Origin of the sequence: Burkholderia sp. Bp8963, from assembly GCF_003854275.1 — a bacterium.
Taxonomy (GTDB): Bacteria; Pseudomonadota; Gammaproteobacteria; order Burkholderiales; family Burkholderiaceae; genus Burkholderia.
Window position 1 is genome coordinate 1 of sequence record NZ_QTQP01000047.1, and the last position, 18,479, is coordinate 18,479.

General features: G+C 66.2%; 13 protein-coding genes, 1 pseudogene and 2 riboswitches. Of the genes and pseudogenes, 10 read left to right on the top strand and 4 right to left on the bottom strand.

Annotated elements, in window-relative coordinates; genetic code table 11:
• Positions 1–214, top strand: a pseudogene (gene tnpA, locus DID96_RS29065) (IS200/IS605 family transposase); the annotation flags it as partial.
• Between the two features lie 114 nt (positions 215–328).
• Entirely contained in the window at positions 329–751 is a 423-nt protein-coding gene (locus DID96_RS29070) for a nucleotidyl transferase AbiEii/AbiGii toxin family protein (protein WP_260464035.1), read from the top strand.
• Positions 752–876: 125 nt separating this feature from the next.
• Here the strand turns inward: DID96_RS29070 and gfa are convergent, their stop codons facing one another.
• From gfa to frmR, 3 genes are read right to left on the bottom strand one after another with little or no spacing between them, the layout of a single operon-like run.
• Entirely contained in the window at positions 877–1,452 is a 576-nt protein-coding gene (gene gfa, locus DID96_RS29075; protein ID WP_124602682.1) for an S-(hydroxymethyl)glutathione synthase, read from the bottom strand.
• Between the two features lie 22 nt (positions 1,453–1,474).
• Complete coding sequence (locus DID96_RS29080) at positions 1,475–2,584, bottom strand: S-(hydroxymethyl)glutathione dehydrogenase/class III alcohol dehydrogenase (RefSeq protein WP_124602683.1); 1,110 nt, start codon at positions 2,582–2,584, stop codon at positions 1,475–1,477.
• Positions 2,585–2,641: 57 nt separating this feature from the next.
• Positions 2,642–2,917: a formaldehyde-responsive transcriptional repressor FrmR gene (frmR, locus tag DID96_RS29085; RefSeq protein WP_124602716.1), complete on the bottom strand. Its 276-nt coding sequence runs from the start codon at positions 2,915–2,917 to the stop codon at positions 2,642–2,644.
• A gap of 557 nt (positions 2,918–3,474) precedes the next feature.
• On the opposite strand from frmR, the gene DID96_RS29090 reads away from it, so the two are divergent.
• Together DID96_RS29090 and DID96_RS29095 are read left to right on the top strand one after the other, a co-directional pair.
• Positions 3,475–5,415, top strand: coding sequence for a thiamine pyrophosphate-binding protein (locus DID96_RS29090; RefSeq protein ID WP_124602684.1), 1,941 nt, complete (start codon positions 3,475–3,477; stop codon positions 5,413–5,415).
• 187 nt (positions 5,416–5,602) lie between these two features.
• Positions 5,603–7,219, top strand: a complete 1,617-nt coding sequence (locus DID96_RS29095) for an FAD-dependent oxidoreductase (RefSeq protein ID WP_124602685.1) — start codon at positions 5,603–5,605, stop codon at positions 7,217–7,219.
• Positions 7,220–7,379: 160 nt separating this feature from the next.
• Here DID96_RS29095 and DID96_RS29100 read toward each other — a convergent pair whose 3' ends face one another.
• Positions 7,380–8,402 carry an ABC transporter substrate-binding protein gene (locus DID96_RS29100; protein WP_124602686.1) on the bottom strand — a complete coding sequence of 341 codons (1,023 nt, stop codon included), beginning with the start codon at positions 8,400–8,402 and terminating at the stop codon, positions 7,380–7,382.
• 136 nt (positions 8,403–8,538) lie between these two features.
• Positions 8,539–8,661: riboswitch (guanidine-I (ykkC/yxkD leader) on the bottom strand.
• Between the two features lie 533 nt (positions 8,662–9,194).
• Positions 9,195–9,330: riboswitch (guanidine-I (ykkC/yxkD leader) on the top strand.
• 60 nt (positions 9,331–9,390) lie between these two features.
• Between DID96_RS29100 and DID96_RS29105 the strand changes: the two genes are divergently transcribed.
• The 6 genes from DID96_RS29105 to DID96_RS29130 all read left to right on the top strand — a co-directional run bounded on the left by DID96_RS29105 (position 9,391) and on the right by DID96_RS29130 (position 18,460).
• Entirely contained in the window at positions 9,391–10,146 is a 756-nt protein-coding gene (locus DID96_RS29105) for an urea amidolyase associated protein UAAP1 (RefSeq protein ID WP_124602687.1), read from the top strand.
• Between the two features lie 11 nt (positions 10,147–10,157).
• Positions 10,158–10,814 carry an urea amidolyase associated protein UAAP2 gene (locus DID96_RS29110; RefSeq protein WP_124602688.1) on the top strand — a complete coding sequence of 219 codons (657 nt, stop codon included), beginning with the start codon at positions 10,158–10,160 and terminating at the stop codon, positions 10,812–10,814.
• 79 nt (positions 10,815–10,893) lie between these two features.
• Positions 10,894–14,484: an urea carboxylase gene (gene uca, locus DID96_RS29115; RefSeq protein ID WP_124602689.1), complete on the top strand. Its 3,591-nt coding sequence runs from the start codon at positions 10,894–10,896 to the stop codon at positions 14,482–14,484.
• Positions 14,481–16,451 carry an allophanate hydrolase gene (gene atzF / locus DID96_RS29120; protein WP_124602690.1) on the top strand — a complete coding sequence of 657 codons (1,971 nt, stop codon included), beginning with the start codon at positions 14,481–14,483 and terminating at the stop codon, positions 16,449–16,451. The genes uca and atzF overlap by 4 nt, the downstream gene beginning before the upstream one ends.
• 74 nt (positions 16,452–16,525) lie before the next feature.
• Positions 16,526–17,500 carry an ABC transporter permease gene (locus tag DID96_RS29125; protein WP_124602691.1) on the top strand — a complete coding sequence of 325 codons (975 nt, stop codon included), beginning with the start codon at positions 16,526–16,528 and terminating at the stop codon, positions 17,498–17,500.
• Between the two features lie 45 nt (positions 17,501–17,545).
• Positions 17,546–18,460 carry an ABC transporter ATP-binding protein gene (locus DID96_RS29130; protein WP_124602692.1) on the top strand — a complete coding sequence of 305 codons (915 nt, stop codon included), beginning with the start codon at positions 17,546–17,548 and terminating at the stop codon, positions 18,458–18,460.
• Positions 18,461–18,479: the final 19 nt, after the last annotated feature.

Below are 18,479 nucleotides of genomic sequence, written 5' to 3' on the forward strand. Positions count from 1 at the left end.
GTTAACTACCCACCGAAGGTCGCAGTATCAACACTTGTCGCGTCGCTCAAGGGCGTATCGAGCCGGATGCTGCGGCAGCAGTTCGGCGATTTCCACCCGTGGCTCAAGCGCCGTGGCGTGCTATGGTACGCCGTCGTACTTCGCCGCGTCGTGCGGAGGCGCGCCAATCGAGATTTTGAGGAAGTACATTGAGGACCAGCAATCGCCGCACTAAGGCCTAAAGGACGCCCGCGGCGTCCGTGCTCTCGCCCCCGGATTGAACTCCGGGGCTTCCCGCACATTTGGTGAAATGTGTCCGAAATTTGTCTACATTTATCGGACTCTGCGGATGACCAATGTGATGACAGTCCAGCCAGAGCGAACCTTCTGGGACAAGATTGTCATCCTGCGTGGGCTGCGCCAATGGTACGAGCGGCGTGGCGAGTTGCGTCATGGCGGACAGCGCGTATCGCGTCACTATTACGACGTTCACCAGCTCATGTGTAGCCCGCAGGCCGCCGGATGGATGGCGAACACACTGCTGGCCGAGGACTGCGCGCGCCATGCGCGGCTATTTTTCGGAAGTGCCGATTTGGGCCTGGACCTCGCCCGACATGGCTCCTTTACTCTCATGCCGTCCGCTGCGATGCGCGAAGCGCTGCGACGCGACTATGCCGCCATGGCGGGCATGATCTTCCGTGATGTGCCTGCGCTGGACGATGTGTTAGCAAGCGTGGAGCAGAGTGTGGCGACCATCAACGCCCGAGCGTAGGGCGGCGCGCCTGACTTGCTGGACTCCCGCGAATCAGGGAGTGAACAAGGTTCACTCTAATGCGCCGCAGCGCATAAGAGTGTCCGCGCCACGTCCGACATCCGGCGCAGCGCATTCGCCACGAATCAGGCCTCGCGATACGTACCCTTGGCCTTGGCCGCCTGGATGGCCAGAATGTCCATCAGCGCCGGACTGAGGCAATCATAGGGTTCCAGACCTTTGTCGCGCAGCGTCTGACGTACTTCGGCCATCGCGGACGGCGGCGTTCCGCTTTCGATGATGGACGAGACGAACGCCGCGAAGCCCGGGCCGTCCCAGCCGGCGTCTGTCGACAACTCGGTGTGAATGAAGTCGAGCCCGTAGAACGCATGCGCGCTGTTCTCGATACGGCCGAACAGGTGCGTGCCGCAGGCCGTGCACGCGTGTCGCTGGATCAGTGCACTTTCGTCGACGATCTTCAGCTTTTCACCGTGCGCAGTGACCGACAGCTTGTCGCGAGGCACCACGCCGACGACTGAAAACAGCGCGCCCGCGGGCTTCCAGCATTTGGTGCATCCGCATGCGTGGTTGAACGCGACTTGCGAATCGACGCGAACCTCGACGGGCTCGTCCGCACACCGGCAGCGCAACGTGCCACCAGCGAAATGCTCGGCACCTTTCTGGATGCCGCGATCAACCGACGGGTGAATGGCGACGGCCATGGTCTGTCTCCTTTCGCGAGTGTCAGAAATGCACGACGGTCCGGATGGATTTGCCTTCGTGCATCAGGTCAAACGCTTCGTTGATTTCGGTGAGCGACTTCGTGTGGGTCACGAACGGCGCCAGCTCGATCTTGCCGGCCATTGCGTCCTCGACCATCCCCGGCAATTCGGAGCGGCCTTTGACGCCGCCGAACGCGGTGCCGAGCCAGCGGCGGCCGGTGACAAGCTGGAACGGACGGGTGGAGATTTCCTGGCCGGCGCCAGCCACGCCGATGACGACGGATTGCCCCCAGCCGCGGTGCGCGCATTCGAGCGCGGCGCGCATCACGTTGACGTTGCCGATGCACTCGAAGCTATGGTCGACGCCCCAGCCGGTCATTTCCACGATCACCTGCTGGATGGGTTTCTCAGAGTCCTTGGGGTTCACGCAATCGGTGGCGCCGAAGGCACGCGCAAGGTCGAACTTGCCGGGATTGGTGTCGATCGCAATGATGCGCCCGGCCTTGGCGAGCTTGGCGCCCTGGATCACGGCCAGACCAATGCCGCCGAGGCCGAACACGGCGACGGTATCGCCTTCCTGCACCTTGGCGGTGTTTTTCACCGCACCGAGGCCCGTGGTGACGCCGCAGCCCAGCAGGCAAACCTGTTCAGGGTTCGCCTGCGGATTGATCTTCGCAAGCGACACTTCGGCGACGACGGTGTATTCGCTGAACGTCGAGCAACCCATGTAGTGGTAGATGGGCTGGCCGTTGTAGCTGAAGCGCGTCGTTCCATCGGGCATCACCCCCTTGCCCTGGGTTGCCCGCACGGACACGCAAAGATTGGTCTTGCCGCTCTTGCAAAACAGACACTCTCCGCATTCGGCGGTGTACAGCGGAATGACGTGGTCGCCGGGTTTCACGCTCGTCACGCCTTCGCCGACTTCTACCACGATGCCGGCGCCTTCGTGGCCCAGCACGACAGGAAACAGCCCCTCCGGATCATCCCCGGACAACGTGAAAGCATCGGTATGACAAACGCCGGTGTGGGTGATCTTGACCAGTACCTCGCCCTTGCGAGGCGGTTCGACGTCAATTTCGACGATCTCCAGCGGTTTACCAGCCTCAAAGGCAACAGCAGCACGTGATTTCATAGCAGTCCTGTTAAAAATCTCGTCGAGCAACTCGGCGTGTTGGAGATCCCTCGTCAGTCAGCGCAAGTAGGAGCGAACGAGGGTCACGATTTCATCAATCGATCCGGAAGAGGGCGGTGCAGATTCCGCGAGGTGGGTGAACTCTTCGCGCAAATGGCTTTCGAGTACGCCAGCCATGACCCCATTGATCGCGCCCCGGATCGCTGCCAGTTGCTGGAGCACCGGGCCGCAGTCCGCGCCTTCTTCGAGCGCGCGTTCGAGGGCGTTCAACTGTCCGCGAACTTTACGCACGCGTGTCAGGACGCGTTTCTTTTCTTCGGGCGAATGGGGCATGGCGTCGCGAATGACATGATACTGGGCGGCAGTATAGGTCAATACTGGTCAGGAGTATAGGGGAGAGTCGCCGACGTTGGCCCGAAGTGTGAACGAACCGGTGTAGCGCATGAGCGATCACCGCGATGCCAGCAAACCAGGGGCGACGTGCATTTGCCCGTTTTCGAACGCGGGCGCAAAGGCGTCGAGGTGGTCGTTGTTCATGCCGACTGGCGCAGATTTTGCATTCGTTTTCCCGTAAAGCGGGCGGAGACTTGCCGCCTATATTATGAATCGCCGCCTGTCGATTAATCGGCAAAGTGCAATTATTAGTCATTCGTAATAACAATTTTCAATTGCTTGCTTTTTCTCCGCCTACCTATACTCAGGCCACACCAGGCGCACCGCGTGATCGCATGCCGTAAGCGGGACGAGCGGGACGGCATCGTGCGACGCGGTGGCAGTCGAGCGATAAAAACGAAATAAAAAATACGCGCGTTTGTAATAAATCGTGATTGCGGGGCGGACAATTGACGGGCACGTGTCAGTTTCCGGAAAAATATTAATTCGGGGGTCATATGGCGAGTGAGACTGACGCGCAGCAACCGCGCTGGGCGCGCGATTACGTGTTCGACGCGCTGCGTGAGCTTGGCATCCATTACATCTTCGGCGTGCCTGGAACCAACGAGATTCCTGTCATCGACGGCACGTCCTATCCCGAGAATCAGGTCCAGTACGTCGAGTGCCTGCACGAAAACATTGCGATCGGGGCGGCGATGGGCTCGGCGCGGATGACGAACAAGCCCGGCGTGGTGGTCGTCCATGTTACGCCCGGCATCGCACATGCAGTCGGCAACCTCTTCAATGCCGCGCGTTCGCAGGTGCCGCTCGTGATTCTTTGCTGCCAGCAGCAGAACGAGCTGGTGACTCAGGAGCCGCTCCTCGCGTCGAATCTCGTCGAGATCGCGCGGCAATATACGAAGTGGGCACATGAGGTGCGTGCGGCTGAAGAGTTGCCGCTGGTGCTGCAGCGGGCCTTCAAGGAGGCCATGGCGCCGCCGGGCGGGCCGGTGTTCGTGTCGATTCCGTGGGAGTACACGATGCGCCGCATTGGTGACGCGGATCGGCTGCCCGGCATCACGCAGATTTCCCCGCGCTTTACCGCGGATGCCGACGCGATTCGCGAGGCCGCGACGTTGCTCGCCGACGCAAAGAATCCGCTCATCGTCGGCGGGGACGCGGTCGGCTACGCCGGTGCATGGCATGAACTGCAGCAACTGGCCGAACTGATCGGCGCGCCGGTGCTGCTGCAAAGCTTCAGCAGCCTCGCCAACTATCCGAACGACGACTATCACTGGCAGGGCGAATTGCCCGGCACGCAGCAGGGCGTTCAGAAAGCGTTTGCCCCGCACGACGTCGCGTTTCTGGTCGGCTTCAGCAATCAGGCGCAGGTGACGATCTTCAAATATTCCGACGGGCCGTTGATCCCTTCGGGCGTCAAGCAGGTCTACCTGACCAACAACACTTGGGATATCGGCAAGAACTTCTATGGCGAAGCGGCGCTGTTTGGCGACATCAAGAGCACGTTGCCGCTCATCAACGATATCGTCCGCAGGAATCCGCCGCCCGGCGCGGGCGCGCGCAACGGCCGTCTGCGCGAGCTGGACGCCGCGCGTCGTGTGTCTTGGGACCACTACCTGTCGCTCGCGATGCAGCAGGACGAAATCTGGGCCGTCGTCGTCGCCGACGCGCTGCGACGCGAGATTCAGGCGCGCGGCCTCGGCAGGAAGTTCGTCTACGTCCATGAGGCCGTGTCCGATCCGGCGCCATTCCAATACCTGTTGCCGCTCGGTACTGAAGGGGCCGAGCCGATCAGCTACTACTGTGTCGGCGGAGGCTCGCTCGGCTGGTCGATGCCGGCCTCGCTAGGCATCAAGCTCGAGCAGAACGGCTGGCAGAATGTCGAAACCAGCCTGGTCATCAATGCAGTCGGCGACGGCTCGTCGCTGTTCTATCCGCAAACCTGGTGGACCGCCGGCCACCGCGAGCTGGGTGTGCTCTACATCATCACCAACAACCACGAATACCACACGCTGCAACTGGGCCTCCAGCAGGTGGTCCAGGCGTATGGTTCGTCACCCGACTACGGCTGGAAGCCGAAGACCGACGATCCTGACTACCTGCGGATCCGCCGTCCCGCGCCCGACTTCGTGTCGATCGCGCAAGCGATCGGCGGCGTCGATGGCGAGGTCGTGCGGCATCCGGAGAGTGTCCGCGCTGCCGTGAAGCGCGGCATCGACCATGTGCTGCAGTCTCGCCGCCCGTACATTCTCGACGTACGCACCGCCGGCGACCCGCCGTCGTCACCCCAAGGGCTTCAGGCCAACGCGCTCCAGGCCAACGCGCTCCGGCGCCTTGTCGCCCAGCCGCCGCTCGACGTGTTCCACCGCGATGTGCGGATCGCGCAGTCCGCGCGTGACGAGGGGCCGCCGATGCCGAACCTGCCCGTGATCTTCTGAGCGCCACGCGCTCACGTTCGCGCAGAACGGCGCACCGAGGGCGCACCGAGGGCGCACCGAGGGCGCGCCGAGTGCGCGATCCTCGCGATCCTCGCGATCGTCATGATCCGGCGCACCGGCGGAAGAAAGCCGTGCCAGGAATCGAAGCACCACCAACCCGTATCCGATCATCCGGAGGTAGCAGACTATGGCTGACGAGCATATTGATATTGCTGTCGTGGGCGCGGGCATATCGGGTGTCTATAGCGCGTGGCGCCTGCGGCAAGCCGATCCGAAGCGCAAGATCGTCGTGTTCGAAGGCAGCGACCGGATCGGCGGCCGGCTCCTCTCGGTTACCCCGCCGGACATTCCGGACATGGTGGCAGAGCTCGGCGGCATGCGCATCCTGCCCGCGGTGCAGCCGTTGATCTGGACGCTGATCGGTACGCTGAACGCGACGTTGCCCACGAGCCAGAAGATCGAACTCTACAAATTTCCGGTCGACGAGCCGGTCAACCTCGCCTATCTGCGCGGCGTCCATCTGCGGTTGTCGGATTTCACGCGGGAGCCGTTCAAGGTCCCCTACCAGTTGTCGTTCCTTGATCGCGGCCAGAGTGCGGGCAGCATCATCGTCAACGCGATCGAGCAGATCGTGCCGGGTATTACCGACAAGGGGCTGACCGAAGAGCATCGCAGACAGATGGCTCAGCAGGCGTGCTTCGGCGGGGTGCCGCTGTACAAGCAAGGCTTCTGGAACGTGCTGGCGCGGGTGATCAGTGGCGAGGCGTATCAGCTCGGCGTCGATGCCGGCGGTTACGACTCGACGCTGACCAACTGGAACGCAGCCGACGCGATTCCGTGGTTCCTGTCCGACTTCGGCGTCAATCCCCAGTACCAGGGATTCAAGAAGGGCTTTCAGGAAGTGCCGAAGTCGGTAGCACGGCTGTTCATGCAGTCCGGCGGTGACATTCGCCTCGGCGCGCCGGTATCGGATCTCGAGTGGGTCGATGGCGCGTTCGAGTTCAGCACGCAGGGCAAGCGGATTCGCGCGAAGAACGTCATTCTGGCGATGCCGCGGCGCTCGATCGACTTGCTGGCACAAAGCAGCGCCGTCCTGAACGAGATCGAGGGGCTCACGTCGACCGTGACGCCAAGACCCTTGTTCAAGCTGTTTACGACCTACCACAACCCGTGGTGGCGGGCGGCGGGCTGCACGCAGACGGCGGCAGACGGCACTTCGTCGTTCGCGCCCGTGGAAGCGGGCCGGTCGGTCACGGACTTGCCGGTGCGGCAGGTTTACTACTGGCCGAAGTCGAGCGGTTTGCCTGCGACCGGCGGACCGTCGATGTTGCTCGCGAGCTATGACGACGGATCCAACATCGGCTTCTGGGACGGCCTGCGTCCGCGGCGCCGGCAGCCGAGGCAAGCCAGCCGGGAGGTGGCGGAGCTGGCGGATCCGTTTATCGGCGCGGAGAACGACACGCGCAACGAGTTACCCTGGTTCGAGTATCAGGCGCCTCGGCGAATGGTCGAGGAGGTGGCGCGGCAACTGTCGACACTCCACGGCTTGTCGTACACGCCGGAAGTCAGGAATGCTGCGTTTCGTGACTGGGGCGACGACCCCTATGGCGGCGGATGGAACAGCTGGAATATCGGCGTGAAGAGCTGGGAGGTGAAGCAGCAGATCGTTCAGCCGATGGGGGACAAGCCGCTGTTCATTTGCGGAGAAGCCTATTCGGATGCGCAAGGTTGGGTGGAAGGGGCCTTGCAGACGGCGGACCTCGTACTTCGCAAGTTCGGCGTCGCAGCGCTGGAACCGACTTGACCTGCCGGTCGATTGACCGGGCCAAGGCGCGGGGCTTTGCTCCACGCCTTGGCATCGCCGGTCTGAATTCAGAACGACCTTCATGCGGGGCGTGCGTTGCGGCCCATGATGACCGCCGGCAGACACGCACTCACGTATGTGGCCCCGCTCACCCGCGTCGTCAGTGTGATTCGACGAGACGCGGATCGATATAGGTGTCGACGTCCTGCGACTGCTTGTACACCGCGTTGCGCACGTTGAACGCGTTCGCGTTGCGCGTCGACCCGTAGATCGAATCGAGGCCGTCGCCGTTGCGGAACGCCTGCTTCGCAGCGGCCATGTCGAGCAGGTGCGTGCCCTTCAGCAGCGGCAGGTATTGCGCGGGCTTGAGGCCCACGCGTGCGGACATGATCTTCACCGCGTCGGCCTGGGTTTTCGGATCGTTGATGTACGCGACGCAGCGATACCAGACCTTGATCACCTTCGCCCAGTCGGCCTTGCGTGCGGCAAGGCTCGTCGGCGTGACCGTGATCGCGTCGTAGATCAGCCCCGGCGCGTCTGCCGACGTGAAGATCGCGCGCGCGCCCGGTGCGCGCTTCAGCGCCTCGCCGGCGTTCGGTTGCCACGCGGCGACGGCCGCGATATCGGCCGACGACCCGAGCACCTGCGGCAGCTCGTTGGTCTTCGCATTGACGAGCGTCACGTCGCCGTCCTTCAAGCCGTGCTTTTGCAATGCGGTTTCGAGCAGCAGGTGGTCGACGAGGCCGAGCTCGACACCGACCTTTTTCCCCTTCAACCCTTCGACGGTGCGCAGCGGCGGCTTTGCGACGATCATGTCGTTGCCGGCCGAATAGTCGGTGAGCAGGATCATCACGTTCTTCGCGCCGGCCGCGCCCGTCACGAGCGCATCACCATTCGTTGCCGCGACCGCGTCGAGCTTGCCCGCGGAGAACGCGTCGAGCGACGCCGAGTAATCGAACCATTCGAAATCGACGTCGACGCCGGCCTCCTTGAACCAGCCCTTGTCGAGCGCGACCTGGAACGCGACCCAGCCGGGCCAGTCGCTATAGCCGATCTTCAGCGGCGCGGCCGCGTGCGCGGCGGGCGTCGCCAGCAGCGACGCGGCAACGGCGGCGGCGCACAGCAGCGGGCGGACGGAAACGGAGGACAGCAGGCGGCGGAACGGCGAGGCGAGGCGGGTCATCGTTTTCTCCAGGAGACCGGGATCGGGATCGTCGGTCCGGACCGCGCTCGTGCGCGATCCGGCCGCGTGGCCGGTTCCTGCGGATGCGGGACGAACGACCGGCCACGGAGAGGCGCGACGGCCGTCGCCATCGCCAATCTCCCGGGCTTTTGTCCCGCCGTGTAGCGCCGTATCCATGCAATCTGACGACCTGCCGAATCCGCGCCGGGCTGCTCTCGGACCAGACGTTCGATGAACCGGAACCCTAGCATCCCTAAGATGCGACGCCGCCGCACCTCTCGGTATCGGGCTGAGCGAGAAGCGTGCCAGTGACGTGGCAGGCAGCGAACGCGACGCATGCGCGGCGCGCCGATCAGCGCCGGTTAGTGCCGGTTAGTGTCGGTTAGTGACGGTTAGCGGGCCGCTGCAATTCGATGAAGCGGGCGGAGAAGAGCGCGGCCAGTGCGCGCCGGAGCCTGTCGAGCGTATTCATGAGCGGTCGGTTCGGGAATGAGGATGCGTGTGTCGTGCAATGCCCGTGCCATCGCCACATGGTCCGCATCGGGCGTGCATCGGGCGCGCGCGGTCGCCCCGCGCTGGTGCGCATCGCGTTCGCGTGGTGCGCGGCGCGCCCAGCGCTTGGGCAGGCTGGCCGCCGGGTATCGCACGCTGCACGGCGGCCGCACGGGGCGACCGCGCGCGCCGCGGCGCACGGTTGCGCGTGGTCGTGCGTGGTCGTGCGTGGCCGCGCGCTCACGCTGGCACGCAACTCGCTTATCCGTTGCCCGAGAGGTGCGAAGCAATTTGCATCATCTTCAGGATCGCTAGGGTTCCGGTCGCGCGACATCACACACCGCGCGACGCCTGGTCCGAGAGCAATCCGGTCTTGCTGCCTTTCTCGCTACGAGGAACCGGCGAGGCTCCACGGAGGGATAAAAGCCCGGGAGGTCGCGATGTCGTTCGGTCGCCCTCTCACGCTTTTTTTCCGCAACCGATCCGAGGAGCCGCCATGTCGCCGAGCCCCCAAGCCGTCCTTGCCCCGCTGCCACACGTCGTGTGGGAGACACTCATTCCCGCCGGAACCCACTGGTCCGGCATCCTGCGCCGCGGCCTCGCGCTGCGCGTCGTCGACGTCGACGGTGGCGCGAACCTGTCCGCCGTGTTTCATCGCCAGGAAGACCCGCTCGAACGCTACAACATGGCCGACACGCTGAAGGCGCAGCACACCGCGCATCTGACGCGCGGCCATGCGCTGTATACCGACATGGGCCGCGTGATCGCGTCGATCACGGCTGACACGCTCGGCTGGCACGACCCGCTCGGCGGTGTCGGCGACGCGCGGCTGTTCGCGCGCAAGTACGGCGCGTCGTCGTATCAGGCCGACCGCAACGCGATGATCCGCAACGGCCGCGACAGTCTCGTGCTCGAACTCGCGAAATACGGGCTGTCCGCGCGCGACCTCGTCGCCAACGTCAACTTCTTCAGCAAGCTCGCGCCGCGCGACGACGGCGCATTCGACTTCGTTGCCGGCCATTCGCCGGCCGGCAGCGCGTTCGACCTGCGCTTCGAGATGAACACGCTCGCCGCGTTCTCCACCGCGCCGCATCCACTCGATCCGAGTCCCGACTATGCGCCGAAGCCCGTGAAGCTGATCGCGTACCGCGCGTATCCGGCCGACGGGGCCGCGCCCGACGACGACCCGTGCCGCCGCGCGCGCCCGGAAAACGCGCGCGGCTTCATCAACACCGACCGGCTGTTTGCGTGAGGCGCCCCATCATGACGATCATCGAAAGCCGTCTCGACACGCAACACGCGGTCTACGACACCACGCTGAACGCGGGCGAACCGTGGCTGCACGCGCTGAAACGCGGCCAGATCTTCCGCATCCTCGATCTCGAAGGCAACCAGGCCGTCGACACGCTGTTCTATCGCACCGACGATCCCGACGAACGCTACAGCGCGCAGGACACGATCCGCGAGCAGCGCAACCTGTACCTGAGCGCGGGCAGTGTGCTGCTGTCCAATTTCGGCAACCCGATGGTGACGATCGTTGCCGACACCTGCGGCCGCCACGATACGCTCGGCGGCGCCTGCGCGGCCGAGAGCAACACGGTGCGCTACGCGCTCGACAAGCGTCACATGCACAGCTGCCGCGACAGTTTCCTCAACGCGATTGCGCACTGCACGTGCGGCGCCGGCGCGCGACTGTCGAAGCGCGACCTCGTCAGCAACGTCAATTTCTTCATGAACGTGCCCGTCACGCCGCTCGGCCGGCTCACGTTCGAGGACGGCATTTCCGCGCCCGGCAAGTATGTCGAGATGCGCGCGGAGATGGATGTCACGGTGCTGATCTCGAACTGCCCGCAACTCAACAATCCGTGCAACGGCTATAACCCGACGCCCGTGCGCCTGACGATCTGGGAGGGTGAATGAACTACCCCCACGCTCACGATCGTTCGCTGCCCCCCAAGGGGGCGGTTGCCTGCCACGTGGCGGCCCAGCGGGAGGCAACATGAGATTCACAAAAGTCCTCGTCGCGAACCGCGGCGAAATCGCGTGCCGCGTGATCCGCACGCTGAAGCGGCTCGGCATCGCATCGGTCGCGGTCTATTCGGAAGCGGACCGCGACGCACGCCATGTGATGCTCGCCGACGAAGCCGTGTGCGTCGGCCCCGCACCGGCGGCCGACAGCTACCTGAATGTCGCGGCGATCCTCGACGCGGCGCGCGCGACCGGCGCGCAGGCCGTGCATCCGGGCTACGGCTTCCTGTCGGAGAACCCCGGCTTCGCCGACGCGTGCGAAGCGGCCGGCCTGCGCTTCATCGGGCCGCGCGGCGGCCAGATGCGCGCGTTCGGCCTCAAGCACACCGCACGCGAGCTCGCTCGCGCACATGACGTCGCGCTGCTGCCCGGCACCGGCCTGCTGGCCGACGTCGCGACGGCGCTCGCCGAAGCGGACACGATCGGCTATCCGGTGATGCTGAAGAGCACGGCGGGCGGCGGCGGAATCGGCATGTCGCTGTGCCGCGATGCCGCACAGCTCGCGGCGGCCTTCGAGTCCGTCGTGCGGCTCGGCAGCGCGAACTTCGCGCATGCGGGCGTCTATCTCGAGAAATTCGTCGAGCACGCGCGGCACATCGAGGTGCAGATCTTCGGCGACGGGCAGGGCGGCGTGATCGCGCTCGGCGAGCGCGACTGCTCGGTGCAGCGGCGCAACCAGAAGGTGATCGAGGAAACGCCCGCGCCGGGCCTCACCGACGCGGAGCGTGACACGCTGCACGCGAGCGCGGTGCGGCTCGCGCGCGCGGTCGATTACGCGTCGGCCGGCACCGTCGAATTCGTGTTCGACGTGACGACGCGCCGGTTCCACTTCCTCGAGGTGAACACGCGGCTGCAGGTCGAGCATTGCGTGACGGAGGCGGTGACGGGCGTCGATCTCGTCGAATGGATGATCCTGCACGCCGAAGGCGACCTGCCGCCGCTCGACACGCTCGCCGTTGCACCGTGCGGCGCGAGCATCCAGGTGCGGCTGTACGCGGAAGACCCGCACAAGCAGTTCCAGCCGAGCGCGGGCATGCTCACGCACGTCGTGTTTCCTGACGCGGTGCGTGTCGATACGTGGGTCGACGCCGGCACCGAGGTCAGCGCGTACTACGATCCGCTGCTCGCGAAGCTGATCGTGCGCGGCGAGACGCGCCGCGACGCGCTCGCGGCACTGCGCACGGCGCTCGAGCGCACCGAGCTGTACGGGATCGAGACCAATCTGGACTACCTGCGTGCGATCGCCGGTTCCGACACGTTCGCGCGCGGCACGCAGACCACTGCATTCCTCGCGCGCTTCGCCTACGCGCCGCACACGATCGACGTGCTCGACGGCGGCGTGCAGACGACCGTGCAGCAGACGCCCGGGCGCATCGGCTACTGGAACATCGGCGTGCCGCCGTCCGGGCCGATGGACGATCGCGCGTTCGATCTTGCGAACGCGCTGCTCGGCAATCCGCGCGACGCGGCCGGCCTCGAATTCACGATGGTCGGCGCGACGCTGCGCTTCAACACCGCCACGCTGTTCGTGCTCGGCGGCGCGCCGCTCGCGGCGACGCTCGACGGTGCGCCGGCGCCGTTCTGGCAGGTGCTGCGCGCCGCGCCCGGCGCGGTGCTGAAGCTCGGCGGCGTGACGGGCGCCGGCGTGCGCGCGTGCGTCGCGGTGAAGGGCGGCCTGCAGGTGCCCGACTATCTCGGCAGCAAGGCGACCTTCACGCTCGGCCAGTTCGGCGGCCACGCGGGCCGCGCGCTGCGCAAGGGCGACGTGCTGCACCTGCATGCGGACGCGGGGTGCGGCGAAGCCGGCGCGACGCTGGCCGACGCCGACCGGCCGGCGCTGACGCACGCGTGGACGCTCGGCGTGCTCGACGGCCCGCACGGCGCGCCGGATTTCTTCACGGCGGACGACATCGCGATGCTGTACGACACGCGCTGGACGGTTCACTACAACTCGAGCCGCACGGGCGTGCGCCTGATCGGCCCGAAGCCGCAGTGGGCGCGCGCGGACGGCGGCGAGGCGGGCCTGCATCCGTCGAACATCCACGACAACGCGTATGCGATCGGTGCGGTCGATTTCACCGGCGACATGCCGGTGATCCTCGGGCCGGACGGGCCGAGCCTCGGCGGCTTCGTGTGCCCGGTGACGGTCGTGCGCGACGAGCTGTGGAAGCTCGGCCAGCTGCGGCCGGGCGATACCGTGCAGTTCGCGCGCGTGGCCACGGCGCCCGCGCGCGTGCCGTCGGCGCCCGCCGTTCTGTCGAACGCGGCCGTGCCGGACGACTGCGTGCTGTACCGCGATCCGGCGGCCGGCGACGGCATCGGCGTCGTCTACCGGCGTTCGGGCGACCGCAACGTGCTGATCGAGTACGGCCCGCTCGCGCTCGACCTGAACCTGCGATTCCGCGTGCATGCGCTGATGTGCTGGCTCGACGCGCACCGGCTGCCCGGCATGCTCGACCTCACACCGGGCATCCGCTCGCTGCAGGTGCAGTTCGACCCGCGCACGCTGCTGCTCGACGCACTGCTCGCGCATCTGCAGGCGGCCGAGCGCGAACTGCCCGACGTCGCCGACATGCGCGTGCCGAACCGCATCGTGCATCTGCCGCTGTCGTGGGACGACCCGTCGACGCGTGTCGCGATCGAACGCTACATGCAGTCGGTGCGGCCGGACGCACCATGGTGTCCGAGCAATATCGAGTTCATCCGGCGCATCAACGGTCTCGACTGCATCGACGACGTGAAGCGCATCGTGTTCGACGCGCGTTACCTCGTGATGGGTCTCGGCGATGTCTATCTCGGCGCGCCCGTCGCGACGCCACTCGATCCGCGCCACCGGCTCGTGACGACGAAGTACAACCCCGCGCGCACGTGGACGCCCGAGAACGCGGTCGGCATCGGCGGCGCGTATCTGTGCGTGTACGGGATGGAAGGGCCCGGCGGCTACCAGTTCGTCGGCCGCACGGTGCAGATGTGGAACCGGCATCGGACCACGCGCGAGTTCGAGCCCGGCAAGCCGTGGCTGCTGAGGTTCTTCGACGAGATCCGGTTCTACGAAGTCAGCGAGGCCGAATTGACGGCGTTGCGTTCGGATTTCATCGCCGGCCGTGCCGGGTTGAAGATCGAGGCATCCGAATTCGATCTCGGCGCATACAACCGCTTCCTGCTCGACGAAGCCGATTCGATCGCCGCGTTCAAGGCGTCGCAGCAGGCCGCGTTCGATGCCGAACGCGAACGCTGGCGGGCGGCCGGGCAGGCCGAGTATGTCGGCGAAGCGGGGCAGGGCGACGCAGCCGCAGCAGCCGCGGACGGCGCGCTCACCGACGCGCAGCGCGGCATTACCGCCGACGTGTCGGGCAGCGTGTGGAAGGTGCTGGTCGATGCCGGCGCGCGCGTGACCGAAGGGCAGGTCGTCGCGATTCTCGAATCGATGAAGATGGAGGTGGCGGTGGTGGCAATCGAAGACGGCGTGATCGAGACGATCGACTGCGCACCGGGCGCGGCGGTCGTCGCCGGGCAGCGGCTGATGGTGATGAAGGCAGGCGCCGCCGAGGAGGTCGCATGAGCACGCACGACCGTCTTCCGATGCTCGACATTCGCTCGATTGCGGCGCTGCGCGCGCGCTACGAAGCGGGCAGCCTGACGCCGCACGCGCTCGTCGACGCGATCGCCGCGCAGTTCGACGCGGGCGATCCGCATCATGCGTGGATCCGGCCGCTGACGCGCGACGAGATGAGGCAATACGCGGACGCGCTGACCGGACGCGACATCGCGACGCTGCCGCTTTACGGCGTGCCGTTCGCGATCAAGGACAACATCGACCTGGCCGGCATTCCGACCACGGCCGCGTGCCCCGCCTACGCGTACACGCCTTCGCGCAGCGCGCCCGTCGTCGAGCGACTGATCGCGGCCGGTGCGATTCCGGTCGGCAAGACCAATCTCGACCAGTTCGCGACCGGGCTGTCGGGGCAGCGCTCGCCGTACGGCGCGTGCCGCAACGCGCTCGACCCGCGCTACGCGTCGGGCGGATCGAGTTCGGGGTCGGCCGTGGCCGTCGCGCTCGGCGTCGCCGCGTTCTCGCTCGGCACCGACACGGCCGGCTCGGGTCGCGTGCCGGCCGCGTTTCACGGGCTCGTCGGTCTCAAGCCGACCAAGGGCGTGCTGAGCACGCTCGGCGTCGTGCCGGCCTGCCGGTCGCTCGATTGCGTGTCCGTATTCGCGCATTCGCCGGCCGACGCGCGGAGGGTGTTCGCGGTCGCGCACGGCGTGACGGAAGGCGATCCGTACGGACGCGAGTGGCAACCGCTGCTGGATGCGGACGGCAGCCGCGCGCGGCACGCGCCGCCGCTCGGCCGCATGCGCTTCGGCATGCCGCGCGCCGACCAGCTCGAATTCTTCGGCGACGAATCGTACCGTGCGGCGTGGCGGGCGACGCTCGAGCAGCTGCGCGCGACCGGCGCGCAGATCGTCGAGATCGACTTCAGCGCGTTCTTCGCGACGGCGCGGCTGCTGTATGAAGGTCCGTGGGTTGCCGAGCGGCTCGCTGCGATCGGCGCGTTCTTCGCGCGGCAGCCCGATGCGCTGCATCCGGTGATCCGCGAGATCGTGGGTGGCGCATCGCGCTTCAGCGCTGCCGACGCGTTCGCGGCGTTCGACCGGCTCGCCGCGCTGCGCGTCGAGGCCGGCCGCGCGTGGGACGGCATCGACGCGATCGTGATGCCGACGTCGGCCACGACCGCGACCGTCGACGAACTGGAAGCCGATCCGATCGGCGTCAATTCGCGCTTCGGCTATTACACGAATTTCGTGAACCTGCTCGACCTGTCGGCAATCGCGGTGCCGGCAGGTGTCTGTGTGACGGGGCGCCATGCGGGCCTGCCGTTCGGGATCACGTTCGTTGGCCGCGCGCATGACGACGCGATGCTGATCGATCTCGCCGAAGCATGGGGGGAGGCGCGCGAACGCGGCGGCGTCGCGGGCGACAGCGCTGCGTTGCGCGCGAGTGATGCCGACACGTTCGCCGGTGCCTTCGCCGATGCGGACGGCGAACCCGATGCTCGCGATAACCGAAGCCATGGCGCGGCTGCACCGACGCTCGCCGCGCCGTTCGGCGTCGTGCGGGTGGCCGTGGTCGGCGCTCACCTGCGCGGCGAGCCACTGAACGGGCAGCTCACGCACCGCGGCGGGCGCTTCGTTGCCGCGACGACGACGGCGCCGATCTACCGCCTTTACGCGTTGAGCGCGGCCGCGTCGGGCGGCGTCGCCAAACCCGGCCTCGTGCGCGTGCCCGAACGTGGGGCCGCGATCGCGGTCGAGATCTGGGAGGTGCCGATCGTTGCCTATGGCAGTTTCGTCGCCGGCATTGCGGCGCCGCTCGGCATCGGCACGCTGACGCTCGCTGACGGCACGCAGGTGCAGGGTTTCCTGTGCGAGAGCGCGGCGCTCGACGGAGCGGAGGACATCACGCGCTTCGGCGGCTGGCGCGCCTACCGTGCGAACGGCACGAACGGCACGAACGGCACACCGCGATGAACGCCCGGTCGCGCGCGGCGAGACCCCATCCCGCGCTGGCGCGACAGGCATGCAACACGATACGGAGATTCACCATGTCAGTGACCCGCAATACGACCGAATGGCTCGCGGTGCGCCGCGAGCTGTCGACGCGCGGCAAATGGACGCTCGGCGTCGCGTCTTTCCTGCTGCCGCTCGCCGTCTGGTGCGTGCTCAGCTACGCGCCATTCGTCTGGCACCCGCAGGTGCGCATCACGAACCCGGGCAGCGTCGACTACTTCCAGACCGGCATGCAGGTCGATCGCGATGTGTTCGACGACGAGCTCGAGCACGCGCGCGCGACGCATGCGGCCGTGCCGGAAGGCGAGCGCGCGAACCCTGTTTACCTGCCCGCGCCGCATCAGGTGCTGCGCGCGTTCTTTACCGCGTTCACCACGCCGCCCGCATCGCGCGAAGGCGTGTGGCTGCACGAGAGCCTGTGGCACAGCATCCGCATCATCTTCTGGGGCTTCGTGATTTCGTCGGCGATCGGCGTGCCGGTCGGCATCGTGTGCGGCACCTTCAGTGCACTCGCGCGGCTGCAGGAGCCGTTCTTCGAGTTCTTCCGCTATCTGCCCGCGCCCGCGTTCGGCGCGCTGATGGTCGCGATCCTCGGCATCTACGACGCGCCCAAGATCGCGATCATCGTGATCGGCACGTTCTTCCAGCAGGTGCTGATCGTCGCGAACACGACGCGCAAGCTCGAATTCGGGCTGTTTGAAGCCGCGATGACGCTCGGCACGAAGAAGCTGAAGCTGATTTCCCACGTCGTGATTCCCGGCATCCTGCCTGACCTGTACCGCGACCAGCGGATCCTGCTCGGCTGGGCGTGGACTTACCTGATCGTCGCCGAGCTGGTCGGCACGAGCTCGGGCATCACGTGGTACATCAGCCAGCAGGCGCGCTACCAGCATTTCGACAACGTGTATGCGGCGATCCTGATGATCGGGATCATCGGCCTCGGCACCGACATCGTGCTCGCGCTGCTCGGCCGCAAGCTGTTTCCGTGGGATCGCACGCTGAAGGCGTGACGGTCTTCGACGACGATCTTTCGAACGATTTCCGCAGAGGCCATCATGCAGAATCCGCACTTCATTCCCGATTACCTGATCCAGTCCGACGCGGTGCGCGAGCGCTTCGCGCGCCTGAAGGCGCGCGACGTGATTCTCGACGTGCGCCATCTCGGCAAGCGCTTCCGCACGCCGCAGGGCGAATGCGTCGCGTTGAGCGACATCAGCTTCCGTACGCACCGGCGCGAATTCGTTTGCGTGATCGGACCGTCCGGATGCGGCAAGTCGACGCTGATCCGCATCCTGGCCGGGCTCGAATCGCAGACCAGCGGCGACGTGCTGCTCGACGGCAAGCCCGCGCAGGGGCCGGGCGCCGACCGCGGGATGGTGTTCCAGGGCTATACGCTGTTTCCGTGGCTGACCGTGAAGAAGAACGTGATGTTCGGCCTGAAGATGAACGGCAGCAGCAGTGGCCAGGCCGAACGCGAAGCGCTGCAGTGGCTCGATCTCGTCGGGCTCACGCGCTTCGCGGACATGTATCCGCATCAACTGTCAGGCGGGATGAAGCAGCGCGTCGCGATCGCGCGCGCGCTCGCGAACCGGCCGCGCATCCTGCTGATGGACGAGCCATTCGGCGCACTCGACGCGCAGACCCGCGCGAAGATGCAGACTCATCTGCTCGACATCTGGCGCAACATCGACATCACGATCCTGTTCATCACGCACGATCTCGACGAGGCGATCTTCCTCGCGGACCGGATTCTCGTGCTGAAGGCGAACCCCGGCGAAGTGCAGGAGCTGATCGAAGTGCCCGTGCCGCGCCCTCGCGGCGACTCGCAGTTCAATACGCCGGAGTTCATCGCGACGAAGGCGCGGCTCGAGGCGCTGATCCATCCGAAGGACGTCGCCGGTGCGGAGGGCAGCGATGCCGTGAAGCCGCACATGATCCGGATGACCGACGTCGCGGACAATGTCGAGTGAGGGGGGGCGGTCGTAGACG

What these genes read in the sequence shown, in the direction of transcription:
- DID96_RS29070 (WP_260464035.1), top strand. Translation starts at nt 329, where the DNA reads ATGACCAATGTGATGACAGTCCAGCCAGAGCGAACCTTCTGGGACAAG.
- frmR (WP_124602716.1), bottom strand. Translation starts at nt 2,917, where the DNA reads ATGCCCCATTCGCCCGAAGAAAAGAAACGCGTCCTGACACGCGTGCGT.
- DID96_RS29125 (WP_124602691.1), top strand. Translation starts at nt 16,526, where the DNA reads ATGTCAGTGACCCGCAATACGACCGAATGGCTCGCGGTGCGCCGCGAG.
- DID96_RS29090 (WP_124602684.1), top strand. Translation starts at nt 3,475, where the DNA reads ATGGCGAGTGAGACTGACGCGCAGCAACCGCGCTGGGCGCGCGATTAC.
- atzF (WP_124602690.1), top strand. Translation starts at nt 14,481, where the DNA reads ATGAGCACGCACGACCGTCTTCCGATGCTCGACATTCGCTCGATTGCG.
- DID96_RS29110 (WP_124602688.1), top strand. Translation starts at nt 10,158, where the DNA reads ATGACGATCATCGAAAGCCGTCTCGACACGCAACACGCGGTCTACGAC.
- gfa (WP_124602682.1), bottom strand. Translation starts at nt 1,452, where the DNA reads ATGGCCGTCGCCATTCACCCGTCGGTTGATCGCGGCATCCAGAAAGGT.
- DID96_RS29100 (WP_124602686.1), bottom strand. Translation starts at nt 8,402, where the DNA reads ATGACCCGCCTCGCCTCGCCGTTCCGCCGCCTGCTGTCCTCCGTTTCC.
- DID96_RS29105 (WP_124602687.1), top strand. Translation starts at nt 9,391, where the DNA reads ATGTCGCCGAGCCCCCAAGCCGTCCTTGCCCCGCTGCCACACGTCGTG.
- DID96_RS29080 (WP_124602683.1), bottom strand. Translation starts at nt 2,584, where the DNA reads ATGAAATCACGTGCTGCTGTTGCCTTTGAGGCTGGTAAACCGCTGGAG.
- DID96_RS29095 (WP_124602685.1), top strand. Translation starts at nt 5,603, where the DNA reads ATGGCTGACGAGCATATTGATATTGCTGTCGTGGGCGCGGGCATATCG.
- DID96_RS29130 (WP_124602692.1), top strand. Translation starts at nt 17,546, where the DNA reads ATGCAGAATCCGCACTTCATTCCCGATTACCTGATCCAGTCCGACGCG.
- uca (WP_124602689.1), top strand. Translation starts at nt 10,894, where the DNA reads ATGAGATTCACAAAAGTCCTCGTCGCGAACCGCGGCGAAATCGCGTGC.